This window comes from Variovorax sp. GW458-11-26-14-LB1, from assembly GCF_059423965.1.
The window spans coordinates 1-16,586 of sequence record NZ_JBWKYW010000053.1 but is presented as its reverse complement, the minus strand read 5'-3'; the positions used below and the strand labels follow the sequence as shown (position 1 = coordinate 16,586).

The window sequence follows — 16,586 nt, the reverse complement described above, 5'->3', positions numbered from 1 at the left end:
CTTGACCCCGTCGGCAACGCAACTCAGTGGCATTGGCTAAACTGCCCGCCAATCCCCCGCCTTTTTCTGTTTTCCGTTTCCGGAGCACTTTTCCATGGCCCTCATTCCCGCGACCATCCTGACCGGCTTTCTCGGCTCGGGCAAAACCACGCTGCTCAAGCGCATCCTGACCGAGGCCCATGGCCAGAAGATCGCGGTCATCGAGAACGAGTTCGGCGAGGAGAACATCGACAGCGACATCCTCGTGACCGAGTCGAAGGAGCAGATCGTGCAGATGAGCAACGGCTGCGTCTGCTGCACCATCCGCGAAGACCTGCGCGAGGCGCTGCAGCTGCTGGCCGCCAAGAAGCGCCAGGGCCTGCTCGACTTCGACCGCGTGGTGATCGAGACCACCGGCCTGGCCGACCCCGGCCCCGTGGCGCAGACCTTCTTCATGGACGACGAGATCGCCGAGAGCTACCTGCTCGACTCGATCCTGACGCTGGTCGACGCCAAGCACGCGCCGCAGCAACTCAACGACCGCCAGGAAGCGCGCCGCCAGGTGGGCTTTGCCGACCAGATCTTCATCAGCAAGAGCGAGCTGGTGTCGGCCGAGGAGACCGAGGCGCTCATTCACCGCCTGAAGCACATGAACCCGCGCGCGCCGCAGCAGAAGGCGCACTTCGGCGACGTGCCGCTGAAGGACATCTTCGACCTGCGCGGCTTCAACCTGAACGCCAAGCTGGACATCGATCCCGACTTCCTGAAGGAAGACGACCACGACCATCACGACCATGACCACGCGCATGGCGAGGCGTGCGACCACCCCTCGCACAAGCACGAGGGCCACGGCCACCATCACCACACGGACGACGACGTGAAGAGCTTCGTCTACAAGGCCGACCGGCCTTTCGACCCGGCCAAGCTCGAGGACTTCCTGGGCGCCATCGTGAACATCTACGGCCCGCGCATGCTGCGCTACAAGGGCGTGTTGAACATGAAGGGCACCGAGCGCAAGGTGATCTTCCAGGGCGTGCACCAGCTGATGGGCAGCGACCTGGGACCGGAGTGGGGCAAGGACGAAAACCGCCAGAGCCGCATGGTGTTCATCGGCATCGAGCTGCCGCGCGAGATCCTGGAGCAGGGGCTGGAGCAGTGCCTGGTCTGAGCAAGCCCGCTTGAAATGAAAAAACGGCGCTGACCGCGAGGTCAGCGCCGTTTTTCATGGGGCAGACAACGGCTACTTGCCGAAATTCCCCATCGGCTTGCCCAGGAGCTTGAGCTGGCCTTCGCTGAACTCGACCTGGCTGACCACGTCGTCGCCTGCGCGCTTCACGTAGCCGTTCTGCTCGGCCTGTTCGATCAGGCCCGCGACCATTTCAGGCGGCGGCATCTGGCCGCTCTCGGCGCCGGTTTCGGCCAGCTTCTCGATCCACTTCACGGGCACGCGCGCATTGGCCTTGAGCACGCCGCGCTGGAGCACCAGCGCGTTGCCGGGCAGCTTCAGGTCTTCGTCGGTCACGCCGGCGAGGGCCACGGAGTAGCTGAGCTCGGCGCTCTTGCCGCCGATTTCGACCAGCATGCGGTCCAGGCCGGCTTCGGGGCTGTGCTTGGCCATGGCCTTGAGGTCGGGCGCGAGCTGTTCGATGAGCGCCTGCATCGCGTCCTTCTGGGCCTTGCTGCGCTGGCCGCAGCCGGCGCCGGCGGTCGACTGCAGCCAGGCGTCGGCCAGCTTCTTGTAGCCGGCCGCCTGGATGCGGCGTGCGCTGCTGGCGATCTCGAACTTGTCGATGGCGGTCTCGTTGACCTTGCCCTTGCCCTTGAAGGCGCCTTCGGAGGCGTACAGGCCGTCCTTGATGGTGGCTTCGCCGGTCAGGTCGATGCTTTGCAGCAGCACCTTGATCGCCTTGGCGGGGGCGGCCTCGGTGCCCGCGCCCAGGCCCAGTCCCTTGGGCGCGTTCAACTCGAAGCTGTCGAGGCGGCCTTCGGACTTGCCGGTGGCAAGCATCCAGCCGGCGCTGCCGTCCATGTCGGCCTTGGCGGTGAACTTGCCCATCTTCAGCTGCACGCCCTTGGAGGCGGTGCTGACGTCCAGGCCGGGCATCGTCATGTCGTAGCGCACGTGGGTGCGGGCCGCGTTCATGTCCAGGCGGGCCTGTGCGCCTTGCCAGGCGAACTCGCCCTTGCCTTCTTCGGCCAGCTTGGCGGGCGCGACGGTGAAGTCGCTGGTGAAGCCGCCGCCGAAGCCGACCTGGGTGCGCGCGGTCAGGGGCTTGGCCTTGCCGAACAGCTTCTCGGCCTCGGCCTGCGCCTTGGCGTCGAGCGCCAGCTCGCTGTCGATGACGGCCGCGGCCAGCGCGGCGCCGGCGATCGGGCCGTGGCGGATGGTGTCGCGGATGGTGATGCGCACGGGCTTGGGCGGGGTGGCCGCGGCGTCGCTGTCGTCTTCGGCGGGTTCTTCTTCGTCGCCTTCGGTCGCGGCCTCGGCGACGTCGGTCGTGGCGGCGGCCGGCGCGGCGGCGGGTGCCGACGCGGCAGGGGCGGTGGCGGCTTCGGCCTCGGCCGGGCAGCCCAGTTCGAGCGTCACGGTGCTCACGGCGCCGAAGAAGTTGCGCTCGTAGCTGCGCTCGATCACGCGCACCAGCGCGGTCTGCTTGGGCAGTTCGCCCAGGGCGACGTCGTAGCTCGATTTGATTTGCGTGCCGGCCCACCAGGTGCTGCCGCCGTAGGCGACGGCGATGGCCGCGGCCAGGACTCCCAATACTGCTTTTTTGCTCAAGATTATTTTCCGATCGGTTGTTTGAAGGGCCGCCGCGGTGTCTCCCCGACCCGCAGCGTGCCTGCGCCACCCCCTGTGGCGGCGCCGGGCGATGCTAACGGAGCAGGGCAGTGCGTCACCCGATGGCCTTGCGTTTCGAGTTCTCTATACAATCGCGCGCCTGTTCCGGGAGCCATGCTTCGTCCACAGGGGCGAGATATGACTTACGGCACGGGGCGCCAAGGGTTTTTGGCGGGCTTTCGGGGGTATAACCCCGGGGTTCACCACTTGAGGACGCCCCCGACAACGTGAGCCGACGCGGCCTGACACCCGCAACGGTTCCCTTGGGAGGAGACACCCAGTGAAAGCGCGTTCCAGTTCGTACAAGGAGCCAGTCACCGTGAAGAAACCCGCCGCCAAGGCCACGCCAGCCACCAAGCCCGCCGCAAAGAAGGCGACGGCTGTGAAGGCTGTACCCGCGACGAAGAAGGTTTCTGCCACCGCTGCTGCTGCCTCTGCCGCGAAAGAGAAAAGCGCTGCCAAGAAGCCTGCGGCAACCCCGGCCAAGACCGGGACCGCGGCTGCCAAGAAGTCCGCCAAGCCCGCAACCAAGTCCGCGGGCGCGGCGCCTACGTCATCCCAACCGGTCGGCCGTCCTGCGGCCGCCCTTTCTGCTCCCCCGACCCCCATGAAAAAAACGGCTGCCGCCTCTTCTTCCGCCCCGGCGACACCCTCGATCCCCGCTACGCCCGCTCCCGCTGCGCGTGGTGGCCGCGTGTCCCGGCTGTCGCAACTGACCGTGCCCTCGATGCCGCAATCCGTGGCTTCGACCGCCGCCAAATCCAGCTTCTCGCAGGCGCCTTCCACCGCGCTGGTGCCGCCGCCGCCCCTGGCCGTCAAGAAAGACCCGAAGCTGGCCAACAACTGGAAGACCAAGACGCCCGCCGAGCTGAGCGACGCCGAGGTCATCGCGATGCCCGACGACGAGTACATGAACGACAAGCAGATGGCGTTCTTCCGCCTGAAGCTCGAAGAACTCAAGCGCGGCATCCTCGAGAACGCCGGTGAGACCACCGAGCACCTGCGCGAAGACACCGTGGTCGTGCCCGACCCGGCCGACCGCGCCACCATCGAGGAAGAGCACGCGCTCGAACTGCGCACGCGCGACCGCGAACGCAAGCTGCTCAAGAAGATCGAGCAGTCGATCCAGCGCATCGACGCCGGCGACTACGGCTACTGCGACGAGACCGGCGAGCCCATCGGCGTCGGCCGCCTGCTGGCCCGCCCGACCGCCACGCTCTCGCTCGAAGCGCAGCAGCGCCGCGAGCTGAAGCAGAAAATGTTCGGGGATTGAACGGCTGCACGGTAGAACGGAACCCGCGCTTTCGATAACCTTCTCTGAATGCCAAAGGAAGAGTCAGGCCGCCTTTTCTCGAAGGTGGCCAAGTTCGTTCGAAATCCCCTGAAAGACTGGTCGGAGCTGGACACGCCGTCCTCCGACTCGTCGCTGCCCGAGCAGACCTACAGCCGCGAGATGCTGAAGGAAATGATCGAGCGGCGCCAGCGCAACGACTTCGTGCGCCGCCGCGAGTTCGACATGCTGCGCAAGCTGCGCCAACGCGAGGCGGCGGCCCATGCCTTCGAGGCAACGGTCACGCCGTCGTCGTTCAACCTCAACAGCACCTCCGAAAAATCCGAAGGCCGCGCGCTCACGCTCAAGAAGATCGACGAGATCGAAGAGCAGATGTCGCAGCAGTGGTGGAAGGGCCGCGGGCCGAACGGCGAGACGCTGGTCAATCCGCCGCCCGACGCGGGCGCTGAAACGCTGCCGCCGGTTGACAGTGGCGGCGACCAGTTGCCGGTCGGGCAGGGCGCACCGGCCGATTCCGAACCCGTGGGCGCAGCGCCAGCGGTTGCTGTTGCGGCAGCCGCCCCGGCACCGCAGCCATCGCGCCTCGCGCACGACGGCGCGCTCGAAGAAGCGGTGATCCGCTTCGCGCACGGCGACGACACCGGCGCCGAAGCCATCCTGCTGCAAGCGCTGGCCGCCGAAAGTGCGTTCTCCGCCGACGACGCCACCGCAGCCGTCACGCTGGAGCGCGACGACGCCCGCTGGCGTGCGCTGTTCGACCTGTACCGCGCCACCGGCGACGCCGCCAAGTTCGCGGCCGCCCGCATGCGCTATGCGCAGCGCATGAAGCGCATGGGACCCGACTGGGTCTCGCTCGACGAACTCGCGCGCAGCGTGAAGGCCGTCACCGCCAGCGAGGACGCCGAAGCGGCCTCTGACACGACGGGCGCCGCCGACTGGGCCAGCCCCGCACACCTGACGCGCGAAGGGCTCATGGCACTCACGCGCGCGCTCTCGCAGGCCGGCATGGTCTGGACGCTCGACTGGCGCGCGCTCACCGAGATCGATCCGCCGGCCGCCGCGCCGCTGCGCATCCTGTTCGCGCACTGGTCCGATTCGCTGGTGCAGCTGCGCTTCTTCGGCGCCTCGCAACTCATGGCCGTGCTGGCCGCGGCCACGCCCAACAACGAGCGCCATCCCGACGACGCCTGGTGGCAGCTGCGCCTGGCGGCGCTGCGCATGATGCATCTGCCCGACGACTTCGAGCTGGTGGCGCTCAACTACTGCATCACCTACGAGGTGTCGCCGCCGTCCTGGCAGGACCCGAAGGGCGAGTGCACCTCGCTGGCCGCGCCGCCGGCAAGCCGGCCGAGCTCGGTCTGGTCGCTGCTGTCGGTCGGGGGCGATTCCGAGAGCTTCCCGTCCACCGACAGCGGCTTTGCCGCGCTGGCGGGCGACCTGCGCGGCGATTCGCTGTCGTGCTGGCAGCGCCTGGACCACGACCTGCGCCACACGACGGCGCCGGTCATCTCATGCGCGGCCCTGCTGCGCATGGACCTGACGGCGGCCGGCACGCTGCTGAGCTGGGTCCGCGAGCGCGATGCGAACGGTGAGCGGGTGCAGTTCGTCGATGCCCATCGGTTGATCGCCGCGCTGTTCGGGCTGATCGGCATCACCGACCACGCCACGGTCGCGGTCCGCAAGAACTGACCCCGTCACAGGGGTTCCGCGGCCCCTGCGCGGCCGTGTTTTCCGCCAGCAGTTTGTCCGACCGCAAGGGTTGCATTGGCGGGGCCCATCCCCAGATGGCTGCGATGGAACAGTTTCATGGCACCACCATCGTGAGCGTGCGCCGCAAGACCCCCCAAGGCGATCAGGTCGCCATCGGCGGGGACGGGCAGGTCACTCTCGGCAACATCGTCATCAAGGGCACGGCGCGCAAGGTGCGCCGGCTCTATCACGGCAAGGTCCTGGCGGGTTTCGCCGGCGCCACCGCCGATGCCTTCACGCTCTTCGAGCGCTTCGAGGCCAAGCTCGAGAAGCACCAGGGCCATCTGACCCGCGCGGCGGTCGAGCTCACCAAGGACTGGCGCACCGACCGCGTGCTGCGCAAGCTCGAGGCCATGCTGGCCGTGGCCGACGCCACGACTTCGCTCATCATTACCGGCAATGGCGACGTGTTGGAGCCTGAAGACGGCGTGATCGCCATCGGTTCGGGCGGTGCCTACGCCCAGTCGGCGGCCAAGGCGCTGATCGACAACACCGAGCTCTCGGCCGAGCAGATTGTGCGCAAATCGCTGGCGATCGCCGGAGAAATCTGCATTTACACGAACATGAACCACACGGTGGAAGCGCTCTGACCATGTCCATGACCCCCCAGGAAATCGTCTCCGAGCTGGACAACCACATCGTCGGCCAGCCCGCCGCCAAGCGCGCCGTGGCCATCGCGCTGCGCAACCGCTGGCGCCGCCAGAAGGTCGATGAGAAGCTGCGCCACGAGATCACGCCCAAGAACATCCTCATGATCGGCCCGACGGGTGTCGGCAAGACCGAAATCGCGCGCCGCCTGGCCCGCCTGGCCGACGCGCCGTTCATCAAGGTCGAGGCCACCAAGTTCACCGAGGTGGGCTATGTGGGCAAGGACGTCGACTCCATCATTCGCGACCTCGCCGAGATCGCCGTCAAGCAGACGCGCGAATCCGAAAGCGTGAAGGTGCGCGCCCGCGCCGAAGACGCGGCCGAGGAGCGCATCCTCGACGCGCTGCTGCCTCCGGCGCGTGGTGTCGACGGTGCTGCGCCCGCACTCGACAGCCCCAATCCGACGCGCCAGGCCTTTCGCAAGAAGCTGCGCGAGCACCAGCTCGACGACAAGGAAATCGAACTCGACCTCGCCGAAACGCGTGCGCCGCTGGAGATCATGGGCCCGGCCGGCATGGAGGAGATGACCGAGCAACTGCGCGGCATGTTCGGCCAGCTGGGCGGCGGCAAGCGCAAGACGCGCAAGCTGAAGATCGCCGAGGCGATGCGCCTGCTGATCGACGAGGAGGCCGCCAAGCTGGTCAACGAGGACGAGATCCGCACGCAGGCCATCGCCAACGCCGAGCAGAACGGCATCGTGTTCATCGACGAGATCGACAAGGTCGCCACGCGCAGCGAAGCGCAGGGCTCCGACGTCTCGCGCCAGGGCGTGCAGCGCGACCTGCTGCCGCTCGTGGAGGGCACGGCCGTGTCCACCAAGTACGGCGTGGTGCGCACCGACCACATGCTGTTCATCGCGAGCGGCGCCTTCCACCTGAGCAAGCCGAGCGACCTCATTCCGGAGCTGCAGGGGCGCTTTCCGATCCGCGTCGAGCTGCAATCGCTCTCGGTGTCGGACTTCGAGAGCATCCTCACGCAGACGCGTGCCTCGCTCGTGAAGCAGTACCAGGCGCTGCTGGCCACCGAAGGCGTGACGCTCGACTTCGCGTCCGACGGCATCACGCGGCTGGCGGCCATCGCCTTCGAGGTGAACGAGCGCACCGAGAACATCGGCGCACGCCGTCTCTCGACCGTGATGGAGCGCCTGCTCGATGAGGTAAGCTTCGATGCCACCCGCATCGAGGGCCAGACGGTCCGCATCGATGCCGCGTATGTCGACGAGCGCCTCGCGGCACTAAGTCACGACGAAGACCTTTCGCGCTTCATCCTCTGAAGCCGCCTCCCTCGGCCCCTGTAACGGGGTCGTCCTTCACGCATCACTTTCACTGCGTGAGCTAAGTACTTCATTTTCAACACAATTCGCCGATTTCCAGGTTTGGAAATCGGCGCTAAGTCGTTGATTCCATTACAAAAAATACCCCCGAGCCCCAGTTGCGTCGCAAGTGTTTCCTGCTACAGTGGAAAAAAGTGCAGTTAAGTGGGAAAAAGTGCGGGCAACGCCCCTTCCGGGTGTCGCGGCACCTCCCACCACAGGGGTTTCGTGGTCGTGTTTCAAGGCGCTTCATCGCTCAGTCTGGATGCCAAGGGGCGGCTCTCCGTGCCGACCCGGCATCGCGACGTCCTGAGCGCCACGGCAGGCGGCCAGCTCACGATCACCAAGCATCCGCACGGATGCCTGATGGTGTTCCCCCGCCCCGAATGGGAAAAATTCCGCGAACGCATTGCTGCGCTGCCGATGTCGGCGCAGTGGTGGAAGCGCGTCTTCCTCGGTAACGCGATGGACGTCGAGATGGACGGCACCGGCCGCGTGCTGGTGTCGCCCGAGCTGCGCGCCGCCACCGGCATCAACCGCGAGACGCTGTTGCTGGGCATGGGCAACCACTTCGAACTCTGGGACAAGGCCACCTACGAGGCCAAGGAGGCCGAGGCCACCCAGGGCGAGATGCCGGATGTGTTTCAGGACTTCGCGTTCTGAGGAGCCCCGTGAACACCCCCCTGACCCACACGACCGTCTTGTTGAACGAGGCGGTGGAAGCCCTTCTTTCCGGCAGCGCGGCAGCCACGGGCACGTACGTGGACGCCACCTTCGGCCGCGGAGGACATGCGCGCGCCATCCTCGCGCGGCTGGCGCCGGAAGGCAGGCTCATCGCATTCGACAAGGATGCAGAAGCGGTGGCCGAAGCAGCGCGCATCTCGGATGCGCGTTTTTCTATCCGCCACCAGGGATTCCGCTCGCTGGGCGAATTGCCCGACGCCAGCGTCAACGGCTTGCTGATGGACCTGGGCGTGAGTTCGCCGCAGATCGACAACCCGGTGCGCGGTTTCAGTTTCCGTTTCGACGGTCCGCTCGACATGCGCATGGACACCACGCGCGGCGAGAGCGTGGCCGAATGGCTGGCAACGGCCGAACTTCAACAAATTGCAGAGGTGATCCGTGACTATGGCGAAGAACGGTTTGCTGTTCAGATTGCAAAGGCGATTGTTGCTCGCAGACAAGAACGGGGCGCAATTTCAACCACCACCGAACTGGCCGAGCTCGTGGCTGGCACGGTCAAAACCCGCGAGCAGGGCCAGAACCCTGCAACGCGCACATTTCAGGCTTTTCGGATTTTCATCAACGCCGAGCTTGAGGAGCTGCAACAAGCGCTAGAAGCCAGCCTGTCGGTGCTCGCGCCCGGTGGCCGGCTCGCGGTGATCAGCTTCCATTCGCTCGAAGACCGCATCGTCAAGCAGTTCATCGCCAAGCACTCGAAGGAGGTCTACGACCGCCGCGCGCCCTTCGCTGCGCCCAAGGTGATGAAGCTGCACGCGCTCGAGCGCATCAAGCCGTCCCAAGAAGAAGTGCGCGGCAACCCGCGCTCGCGCAGCGCCATCCTCCGGGTGGCCGAACGCACGGAGGCCGGGTAGCCATGGCGCGCATCAACCTGCTTCTTCTGCTGGCCGTCATTGCGACGGCTTTGTACCTTGTGCACACCCAGTACCAGTCGCGCCAGCTCTACACGGAGTTCGACCGCGCGCTGCAGGAGACGCGCAAGCTCGAAACCGAGCATGACCGCCTGCAGGTCGAGAAGCGCGCCCAGGCCACGCCGCTGCGCGTGGAGAAGCTGGCCAAGGAACAGCTGCAGATGCGCACGGCCTCGCCGGCCATCACGCAGTACGTGCGCCCCGACGGCTCGGTGATCCCGGCCGTCGCGCCGCTGCCGCCGACCACGCCGCCCAAGCCCGGCACCACCGCGAGGCCCGCCCGATGAGCCGCGGCAACCGCAGCGTGCGCTACACCACCAGCCCCTTGCTCGCGAGCAAGACGCCGGTGTGGCGCAGCAAGTTCATCGTCGCCGGCATCGCCTTCGGCTTCGTCATGCTGGCGGGGCGGGCCGCGTACGTGCAGGTCTTCAACAACAGCTTCTTCCAGCGCCAGGGCGAGGTGCGTTTTGCGCGCACGCTGGAGCTGCCGGCCAACCGCGGCCGCATCCTCGACCGCAACGGGCTCATCCTCGCTTCCAGCGTGGTGGCGCCCAGCATCTGGGCCATTCCCGAAGACGTGGAGCGCGACGACCCCGAGGTGCGCGCCAAGCTCAAGCAGGTGGCCAAGCTGCTCGGCATGCCGCAGAAGGACTTCGACAAGAAGCTGGAAGACGAAGACAAGACCTTCGTCTGGATCAAGCGCCAGGTCGACGAGCCCATCGCCAAGCAGATCGCCGCGCTCAACCTCAAGGGCATCTACCAGCGCAAGGAATACAAGCGCCAGTACCCCGAGGGCGAGGCGGCCGCGCACGTGGTGGGCTTCACCAACGTGGAAGACAACGGCCAGGAAGGCATCGAGCTGGCGTTCAACAAGGAGCTGGCCGGCAAGGCCGGTTCGCGCCGCGTCATCAAGGACCGGCTGGGCCGCGTGGTCGAGGGCGTGGGCGAGCAGGTGCCGCCGGTCGAGGGCCGCGACATCCAGCTCAGCGTCGACAGCAAGGTGCAGTTCTTCGCCTACCAGAAGCTGCGCGACGCTGTCACCGCGCGCCGCGCCAAGGCCGGCAGCGTGGTGGTGCTCGACAGCACCACCGGCGAAGTGCTGGCGCTGGCCAATTACCCGAGCTACGTGCCCGACAAGCGCCAGAACCTCACCGGCGAGCAGCTGCGCAACCGCGCGCTCACCGACACCTTCGAGCCCGGCTCGACCATGAAGCCCATCACCGTGGCGATGGCGCTGGAGGCCGGCCGCGTGAAGCCCTCGACCATCATCGACACCGCGCCCGGGCGCTACCAGCTGGGCGGCTTCACCATCAGCGACACCCACAACTACGGGGCGCTGACCGTGGAGGGCGTGATCCAGAAGTCGAGCAACGTGGGCGCGCTCAAGATCGCCCAGAAGATGACGCCCCACGAGATGTGGGACACCTACACCGCGCTGGGCTACGGCCAGAAGCCGCAGATCCAGTTCCCCGGCGCCGTGACGGGCCGGCTGCGTCCGTGGAAGACCTGGAAGCCGGTCGAGCAGGCCACCATGGCCTACGGCTACGGCCTGTCGGCGTCGCTGTTCCAGATGGCGCATTCGTACACCTCGTTCGCGCACGACGGCTCCATCATTCCGGTCACCATCCTGAAGAACACCGAGCCGCCGGTCGGCGTGCGGGTGTTCTCGCCGTCCAACGCGCTCGCCGTGCGCAAGATGCTGCAGATGGCCGCCGGCCCGGGCGGCACCGGCACGCGCGCGCAAACGGTGGGCTACTCGGTCGGCGGCAAGTCGGGCACGGCCCACAAGCAGGTCGGCAAGGGCTACGCCAGCAACAAGTACCGTGCCTGGTTCACCGGCATGGCGCCCATCGAGAAGCCGCGCATCATCGTCGCGGTGATGATCGACGAGCCGACCGACGGCCAGTATTTCGGCGGCCTCGCCGCGGCGCCGGTGTTCAGCGAAGTCGTGCAGCAGACCCTGCGCATGATGAACGTCCCGCCCGATCTGGCGGTCAAACCCCTCGTGCAGACGCAAGACGTCCCCGAGAGCTTCTGACATGCTGACACTCACTTCCCCCATCACCGCCGCGTTCTGGCTGAAAGAGCGCGTGCAGGGCGCGCTGCTCGCCGACAGCCGCGCGGTCGGCCCGGGTGATGCCTTCATCGCCTGGCCCGGTGCCGCCACCGACGGCCGCCAGCACGTGGCGGCCGCGCTGGCGCAGGGCGCCGTGGCCTGCCTCGTCGAGCACGAGGGCGTGGACGCCTTCGGCTTCGACGGCGACGAGCGCATCGTGAGCTACCCCGGCCTCAAGGCCGCCACCGGCCCGATCGCCGCCGCCTTCTACGACAACCCCTCGGCCCAGCTCGACCTGCTGGCCGTGACCGGCACCAACGGCAAGACCTCCACCGCGTGGTGGCTGGCCGAATCGCTGTCCACGCTGCGCGCGGCCGGCGGCGTGCGCGCCATGCGCCCCGACGGCACCACCGAGCGCGGCGCCCCGTCGCCCTGCGCCGTGGTTGGCACGCTGGGCATCGGCGTGCCGCCCGAACTCACCTACACCGGCCTGACCACGCCCGACCCCGTGATGCTGCAGCGCGCGCTGCGCGGCTTCGTCACCGAGGGCTTCGGTGCCTGCGCCATCGAGGCTTCGTCGATCGGCATCGCCGAGCGCCGGCTCGACGGCTGCCGCATCGCGGTCGCCGTGTTCACCAACTTCACGCAGGACCACCTCGACTACCACGGCAGCATGGACGCCTACTGGCAGGCCAAGGCCGAGCTGTTCCGCTGGCCCGGCCTGCGCGCCGCGGTGATCAACATCGACGACATGCACGGCGCCAGCCTGTGCGCCAACCTGCTCGACGCCGGCATCGGCGCGCTCGACGTCTGGACCGTCTCGGCCGGCGGCAAGCCCGCGCGGCTGGTGGCGCGCGACATCGGCTACGACGCGCAGGGCCTGCAGTTCACCGTGGCCGAGCACGGCAGCACGGCGCCGGCCGAACGGCTCGCGACCGGGCTCATCGGCCAGTACAACGTCGCCAACCTGCTCGGCGTGCTCGGCACCTTGCGCGCGCTGGGCCTCACGCTCGCCCAGGCCGTGGCCGCCTGCGCCCACCTCAGCAGCGTGCCGGGCCGCATGGACCGCGTACAACCCACCGACGGCGCGCCGCTGGCCGTGGTCGACTACGCCCACACGCCCGACGCCCTCGACAAGGCCCTCGCGGGCCTGCGCCCGCTGGCCAAACAGCGCGGCGGCGCGCTGTGGTGCGTGTTCGGCTGCGGCGGCAACCGCGACCCGATCAAGCGCCCGCTGATGGCGGCCGTCGCCGAGCGGCAGGCCGACCATGTCGTGCTCACCAGCGACAACCCGCGCAACGAGAACCCCGACGCGATCATCAGCCAGGCGCTGCGCGGCTTCACGCGCGTCGAAGCGGCCCGCGTGCAGGTCGACCGTGCGCGCGCCATCGCCGAAACCATCGCCCAGGCCGCACCACAAGACGTGGTGCTGATCGCCGGCAAGGGCCACGAGGAGTGGCAGGAGATCGCCGGCCAGCGCCTGCCGTTCTCCGACAAGACCCACGCGCTCGACGCGCTCGCGAAGCGGGGTGCCGCATGACCGCCATGGCCACGCCCGTCTCCACCCCGCTCAACCTCACGCTGGCGCAGGCGCAGCAATGGGTGCCGGGTTCGCGCCTCGTGGGCGATCCGGCCACCGTGATCGCGCGCGTCCACACCGACACCCGCACCCTGGCCGCCGGCGACCTGTTCGTCGCGCTCAAGGGCGAGCGCTTCGACGCCAACGACTTCCTGGCCGACGCGAAGAAGCAGGGCGCCGTGGCCGCCATTGCGCACGGCGGCCTCGAAGCCGCGGGGCTTGCTGGCCTCGAGGTGCCCGATTCGCTCATCGCGCTCGGTGCGCTAGGCGCCGGCTGGCGCGCGCAGTTCCAGCTGCCGTTGATCGCCGTCACCGGCAGCAACGGCAAGACCACGGTCACGCAGATGATCGCGGCCGTGCTCGCCGCCTTCCGCGCCGACCGCGCGCTGGCCACGGCTGGCAACTTCAACAACGAGATCGGCGTGCCGCTCACGCTGCTGCGCCTGCGCGCGCAGCACCAGCTGGCGGTGCTCGAACTGGGCATGAACCATCCGGGCGAGATCGCGCGGCTGGCCGCCATGTCGCGCCCGACCATCGCGCTGGTCAACAACGCGCAGCGCGAGCACCAGGAGTTCATGGCCAGCGTCGAGGCGGTCGCCATCGAGAACGCCGCCGTGTTCGCCGAACTGCCCGACGACGGCACGGCCGTGTTCCCCTACGGCGACACCTTCACCTCGCTGTGGACCGACCTGGCGCGCCAGAGCGGTTCGCGCCGCTGCCTGACCTTCGGCGAGCACGCCGACGCCGACATCTCGCTCGACAGCGCCGAATGGCAGCAGGGCGCCTGGCGCGTGCGCGTGCGCACGCCACTGGGCGCCTTCGACGCGCGCCTGCACATCGCGGGCCGCCACAACGTGGGCAACGCGCTCGCTGCCACCGCCTGCGCGCTGGCGGCCGGCGTGTCGCTCGACACCATCGCCGCGGGCCTGTCGGCCTTCGAACCGGTCAAAGGCCGTTCGCGCGCCAGCGAGGTCGTGCTGCCCGGCGGGCACGCGCTCACGCTGGTCGACGACAGCTACAACGCCAACCCCGATTCCGTGATTGCCGCCATCGACGTGCTCACCGGCCTGCCCGCGCCGCGCCTGCTGGTGCTCGGCGAAATGGGCGAGGTCGGCGACCGCTCACCGGAATTCCACGCCGAGGTCGGCGCCTGGGCGCGCCAGCGCGGCCTCGACGCCGTCTACACGCTGGGCGGCGAGACCGTGCATGCGGCGACGGCTTTCAACAACAACGATGGTGTCGATGGACGCCATTTCGACGATTTCGACACGCTCCGCGCGGCCGTGCTCGCCCGCCTGCCGCAGCTGGGCAGCGTGCTGGTCAAGGGGTCGCGCTTCATGAAGATGGAGCGCGTGGTGCAGGCGATCGAAGCACAACAACAAAAGGAGGCCGGTCATGACGCATGAGCCGCGCAACACACCATGCTGATGTCCCTGGCCCAATGGCTGCAGACGCTGTCGCCCGAGTTCGGGTTCTTGCGCGTTTTCAACTACCTCACGTTCCGCGCCCTCATGGCCGCGCTGACCGCGCTCGTCGTCGGCCTGGTGGCCGGCCCGTACGTCATTCGTCGCCTCGCCGCGCTCAAGATCGGCCAGCCGATCCGCGGCTACGGCATGGAAACGCACCTGACCAAGAGCGGCACGCCCACCATGGGTGGCGTGCTCGTGCTGTTCGCCATCGCCTTCGCTACCTTGCTGTGGTTCGATCTCTCGAACCGCTTCGTGTGGATCGTGCTGTGGGTCACGATGGGCTTCGGCGCCATCGGCTGGGTGGACGACTGGCGCAAGGTGGTGCGCAAGGACCCCGAAGGCATGCGCTCGCGCGAGAAGTACTTCTGGCAATCGCTGGTCGGCCTGCTCGCGGGCTTCTACCTGCTGTTCAGCATTTCCGAGAGCTCCAACTGGCGCGTGCTCGAGCTGTTCTACGCCTGGGTGCGCTCGGGCTTCGACCTCGACTTTCCGCCCAAGATCAACCTGCTGGTGCCTTTCTTCAAGGAAGTCAGCTACCCGCTGGGCGGCATCGGCTTCGTGATCCTCACCTACCTCGTGATCGTGGGCGCGAGCAACGCCGTGAACCTCACCGACGGCCTGGACGGCCTGGCGATCATGCCGGTGGTGATGGTGGGCTCTGCGCTGGGCGTGTTTGCCTACGTCACGGGCAGCGCGGTGTACTCCAAGTACCTGCTGTTCCCCAACATCCCGGGCTCGGGCGAGCTGCTGGTGTTCTGCTCGGCCATGGCCGGCGCGGGGCTCGCCTTCCTCTGGTTCAACACCCATCCGGCGCAGGTCTTCATGGGCGACGTGGGCGCGCTGGCGCTGGGCGGCGCGCTGGGCACCATCGCGGTCATCGTGCGCCAGGAGATCGTGTTCTTCATCATGGGCGGCATCTTCGTGGTCGAGGCGATCTCGGTGATGGCGCAGGTCACGTACTTCAAGTACACGAAGAAGCGCTTCGGCGAAGGCCGGCGCGTGCTCAAGATGGCGCCGCTGCACCACCACTTCGAGAAGAGCGGCTGGCGCGAGACGCAAGTCGTCGTGCGCTTCTGGATCATCACGATGCTGCTGTGCCTCATCGGCCTGTCGACGCTGAAGCTGCGGTAACAACACAACCATGCGGCACCTGAAAGACCTCCCCGTTCTCATCCTCGGCCTCGGCGCGTCCGGGCTGGCGATGGCGCGCTGGTGCGCGCGCCACGGCGCGGTCGTGACCGTGGCCGACACGCGTGAGGCGCCCGCCTCGCTCGCGACGCTGCAGGCCGAGCTGCCCGACGCCACTTTCATCGGCGGGCCGTTCACGGCCGCGCTGGTCGAAGGCACGCCGATCCGCGCCGTGTACCGCTCGCCGGGTCTGTCGCCCGCGACGCTGGCGCCGGTCGTCGATGCCGCCAAGGCCGTGGGCCTCGTGGTCGGCGGCGAGCTGGACCTGTTCGCGCGCGCGCTGCTCGACCTGCAGACGGTCGAGGTGCCGGTGGTGGAAGCCGAGGCGGAAGTGCCGGTCGAAACCGCCGTCGCCGAACCTGTCGTTGAAACGCCTGCCCAGGCCGAACTGGCCTTGAGCGAAGAAGCCCCTGTGGCGGACGCTGCGGTGGTCGAGACGCCGGAAGTGCCTGCGCCGGAGGCTGCTGCGGTTGTCGAAGGCGAAGCCGAAGCGGCTGCGCCTGTTGAAGCAACTGACGTTGTTGCACTCACTGACGCTGTGGCTCCTGAGCCGACCGAAGCAGCATTGCCAGTCGATGCGACTGCCGCAGAAGCCGAACCCGTCGCTCCCGTCGAATCGACCGAAGCCACCGAACCCACACCGCCCGCCATGGCCGAAGCCATGCCGCGCGATGCATCGCTGAGCGTGCCGGTGACGCCGCCCACTGAAGACGTCGTCGCCGAAGGCGCCACGACGGAAGACGCCGCCACGGAAGACGGTGCCGCACCAGTCGCCGCCGAAACGCCCGCTGTTTCGCCCGCACCCGCCGCCACCGTCTCCCGCC

The 16,586-nt window shown here is 67.9% G+C and carries 13 protein-coding genes and 1 pseudogene; 13 read left to right on the top strand and 1 reads right to left on the bottom strand.

What is annotated here, in order from left to right:
- Positions 1 to 94 precede the first annotated feature (94 nt).
- Positions 95 to 1,147, top strand: a complete 1,053-nt coding sequence (locus AC07YS_RS26325) for a CobW family GTP-binding protein (protein ID WP_495269138.1) — start codon at positions 95 to 97, stop codon at positions 1,145 to 1,147.
- A gap of 72 nt (positions 1,148 to 1,219) precedes the next feature.
- Here AC07YS_RS26325 and AC07YS_RS26320 read toward each other — a convergent pair whose 3' ends face one another.
- A complete protein-coding gene (locus AC07YS_RS26320) occupies positions 1,220 to 2,758 on the bottom strand; it encodes a YdgA family protein (protein ID WP_495269137.1) in 1,539 nt (512 codons plus the stop codon).
- Positions 2,759 to 3,200: 442 nt separating this feature from the next.
- Between AC07YS_RS26320 and dksA the strand changes: the two genes are divergently transcribed.
- The 12 genes and pseudogenes from dksA to AC07YS_RS26260 all read left to right on the top strand — a co-directional run.
- Positions 3,201 to 4,091: an RNA polymerase-binding protein DksA gene (dksA, locus tag AC07YS_RS26315; protein ID WP_409574652.1), complete on the top strand. Its 891-nt coding sequence runs from the start codon at positions 3,201 to 3,203 to the stop codon at positions 4,089 to 4,091.
- 48 nt (positions 4,092 to 4,139) lie between these two features.
- Positions 4,140 to 5,798: an STAS domain-containing protein gene (locus tag AC07YS_RS26310; RefSeq protein WP_495269136.1), complete on the top strand. Its 1,659-nt coding sequence runs from the start codon at positions 4,140 to 4,142 to the stop codon at positions 5,796 to 5,798.
- A 104-nt stretch (positions 5,799 to 5,902) separates the two neighbouring features.
- Entirely contained in the window at positions 5,903 to 6,448 is a 546-nt protein-coding gene (gene hslV / locus AC07YS_RS26305; RefSeq protein WP_056508874.1) for an ATP-dependent protease subunit HslV, read from the top strand.
- Between the two features lie 2 nt (positions 6,449 to 6,450).
- Positions 6,451 to 7,779, top strand: coding sequence for an ATP-dependent protease ATPase subunit HslU (hslU, locus tag AC07YS_RS26300; protein WP_495269135.1), 1,329 nt, complete (start codon positions 6,451 to 6,453; stop codon positions 7,777 to 7,779).
- A 273-nt stretch (positions 7,780 to 8,052) separates the two neighbouring features.
- Positions 8,053 to 8,481 (top strand): division/cell wall cluster transcriptional repressor MraZ, encoded by a 429-nt coding sequence (gene mraZ / locus AC07YS_RS26295; protein ID WP_056576192.1) that lies wholly within the window; start codon positions 8,053 to 8,055, stop codon positions 8,479 to 8,481.
- An 8-nt stretch (positions 8,482 to 8,489) separates the two neighbouring features.
- Positions 8,490 to 9,413, top strand: coding sequence for a 16S rRNA (cytosine(1402)-N(4))-methyltransferase RsmH (rsmH, locus tag AC07YS_RS26290; RefSeq protein WP_070060132.1), 924 nt, complete (start codon positions 8,490 to 8,492; stop codon positions 9,411 to 9,413).
- 2 nt (positions 9,414 to 9,415) lie between these two features.
- Entirely contained in the window at positions 9,416 to 9,757 is a 342-nt protein-coding gene (gene ftsL / locus AC07YS_RS26285; protein ID WP_062474236.1) for a cell division protein FtsL, read from the top strand.
- A complete protein-coding gene (locus AC07YS_RS26280; protein WP_062474234.1) occupies positions 9,754 to 11,508 on the top strand; it encodes a peptidoglycan D,D-transpeptidase FtsI family protein in 1,755 nt (584 codons plus the stop codon). Before ftsL ends, AC07YS_RS26280 begins: the two co-directional genes overlap by 4 nt.
- A 1-nt stretch (position 11,509) precedes the next feature.
- A complete protein-coding gene (locus AC07YS_RS26275; RefSeq protein ID WP_495269134.1) occupies positions 11,510 to 13,066 on the top strand; it encodes a UDP-N-acetylmuramoyl-L-alanyl-D-glutamate--2,6-diaminopimelate ligase in 1,557 nt (518 codons plus the stop codon).
- Positions 13,067 to 13,071: 5 nt separating this feature from the next.
- Positions 13,072 to 14,511 carry a UDP-N-acetylmuramoyl-tripeptide--D-alanyl-D-alanine ligase gene (locus AC07YS_RS26270; RefSeq protein WP_495269158.1) on the top strand — a complete coding sequence of 480 codons (1,440 nt, stop codon included), beginning with the start codon at positions 13,072 to 13,074 and terminating at the stop codon, positions 14,509 to 14,511.
- A gap of 15 nt (positions 14,512 to 14,526) precedes the next feature.
- On the top strand, positions 14,527 to 15,705 hold the full coding sequence (gene mraY, locus AC07YS_RS26265; RefSeq protein WP_062474230.1) for a phospho-N-acetylmuramoyl-pentapeptide-transferase: 1,179 nt from the start codon (positions 14,527 to 14,529) through the stop codon (positions 15,703 to 15,705).
- 10 nt (positions 15,706 to 15,715) lie between these two features.
- Positions 15,716 to 16,586 (top strand): annotated as a pseudogene (locus AC07YS_RS26260) (UDP-N-acetylmuramoyl-L-alanine--D-glutamate ligase); the annotation flags it as partial.

Bases quoted from the DNA above. Each gene is read 5' to 3' on its own strand.
- hslV (WP_056508874.1), top strand. From the start codon at position 5,903: ATGGAACAGTTTCATGGCACCACCATCGTGAGCGTGCGCCGCAAGACC.
- AC07YS_RS26310 (WP_495269136.1), top strand. From the start codon at position 4,140: ATGCCAAAGGAAGAGTCAGGCCGCCTTTTCTCGAAGGTGGCCAAGTTC.
- AC07YS_RS26280 (WP_062474234.1), top strand. From the start codon at position 9,754: ATGAGCCGCGGCAACCGCAGCGTGCGCTACACCACCAGCCCCTTGCTC.
- ftsL (WP_062474236.1), top strand. From the start codon at position 9,416: ATGGCGCGCATCAACCTGCTTCTTCTGCTGGCCGTCATTGCGACGGCT.
- AC07YS_RS26275 (WP_495269134.1), top strand. From the start codon at position 11,510: ATGCTGACACTCACTTCCCCCATCACCGCCGCGTTCTGGCTGAAAGAG.
- AC07YS_RS26325 (WP_495269138.1), top strand. From the start codon at position 95: ATGGCCCTCATTCCCGCGACCATCCTGACCGGCTTTCTCGGCTCGGGC.
- hslU (WP_495269135.1), top strand. From the start codon at position 6,451: ATGTCCATGACCCCCCAGGAAATCGTCTCCGAGCTGGACAACCACATC.
- AC07YS_RS26270 (WP_495269158.1), top strand. From the start codon at position 13,072: ATGGCCACGCCCGTCTCCACCCCGCTCAACCTCACGCTGGCGCAGGCG.
- mraY (WP_062474230.1), top strand. From the start codon at position 14,527: ATGCTGATGTCCCTGGCCCAATGGCTGCAGACGCTGTCGCCCGAGTTC.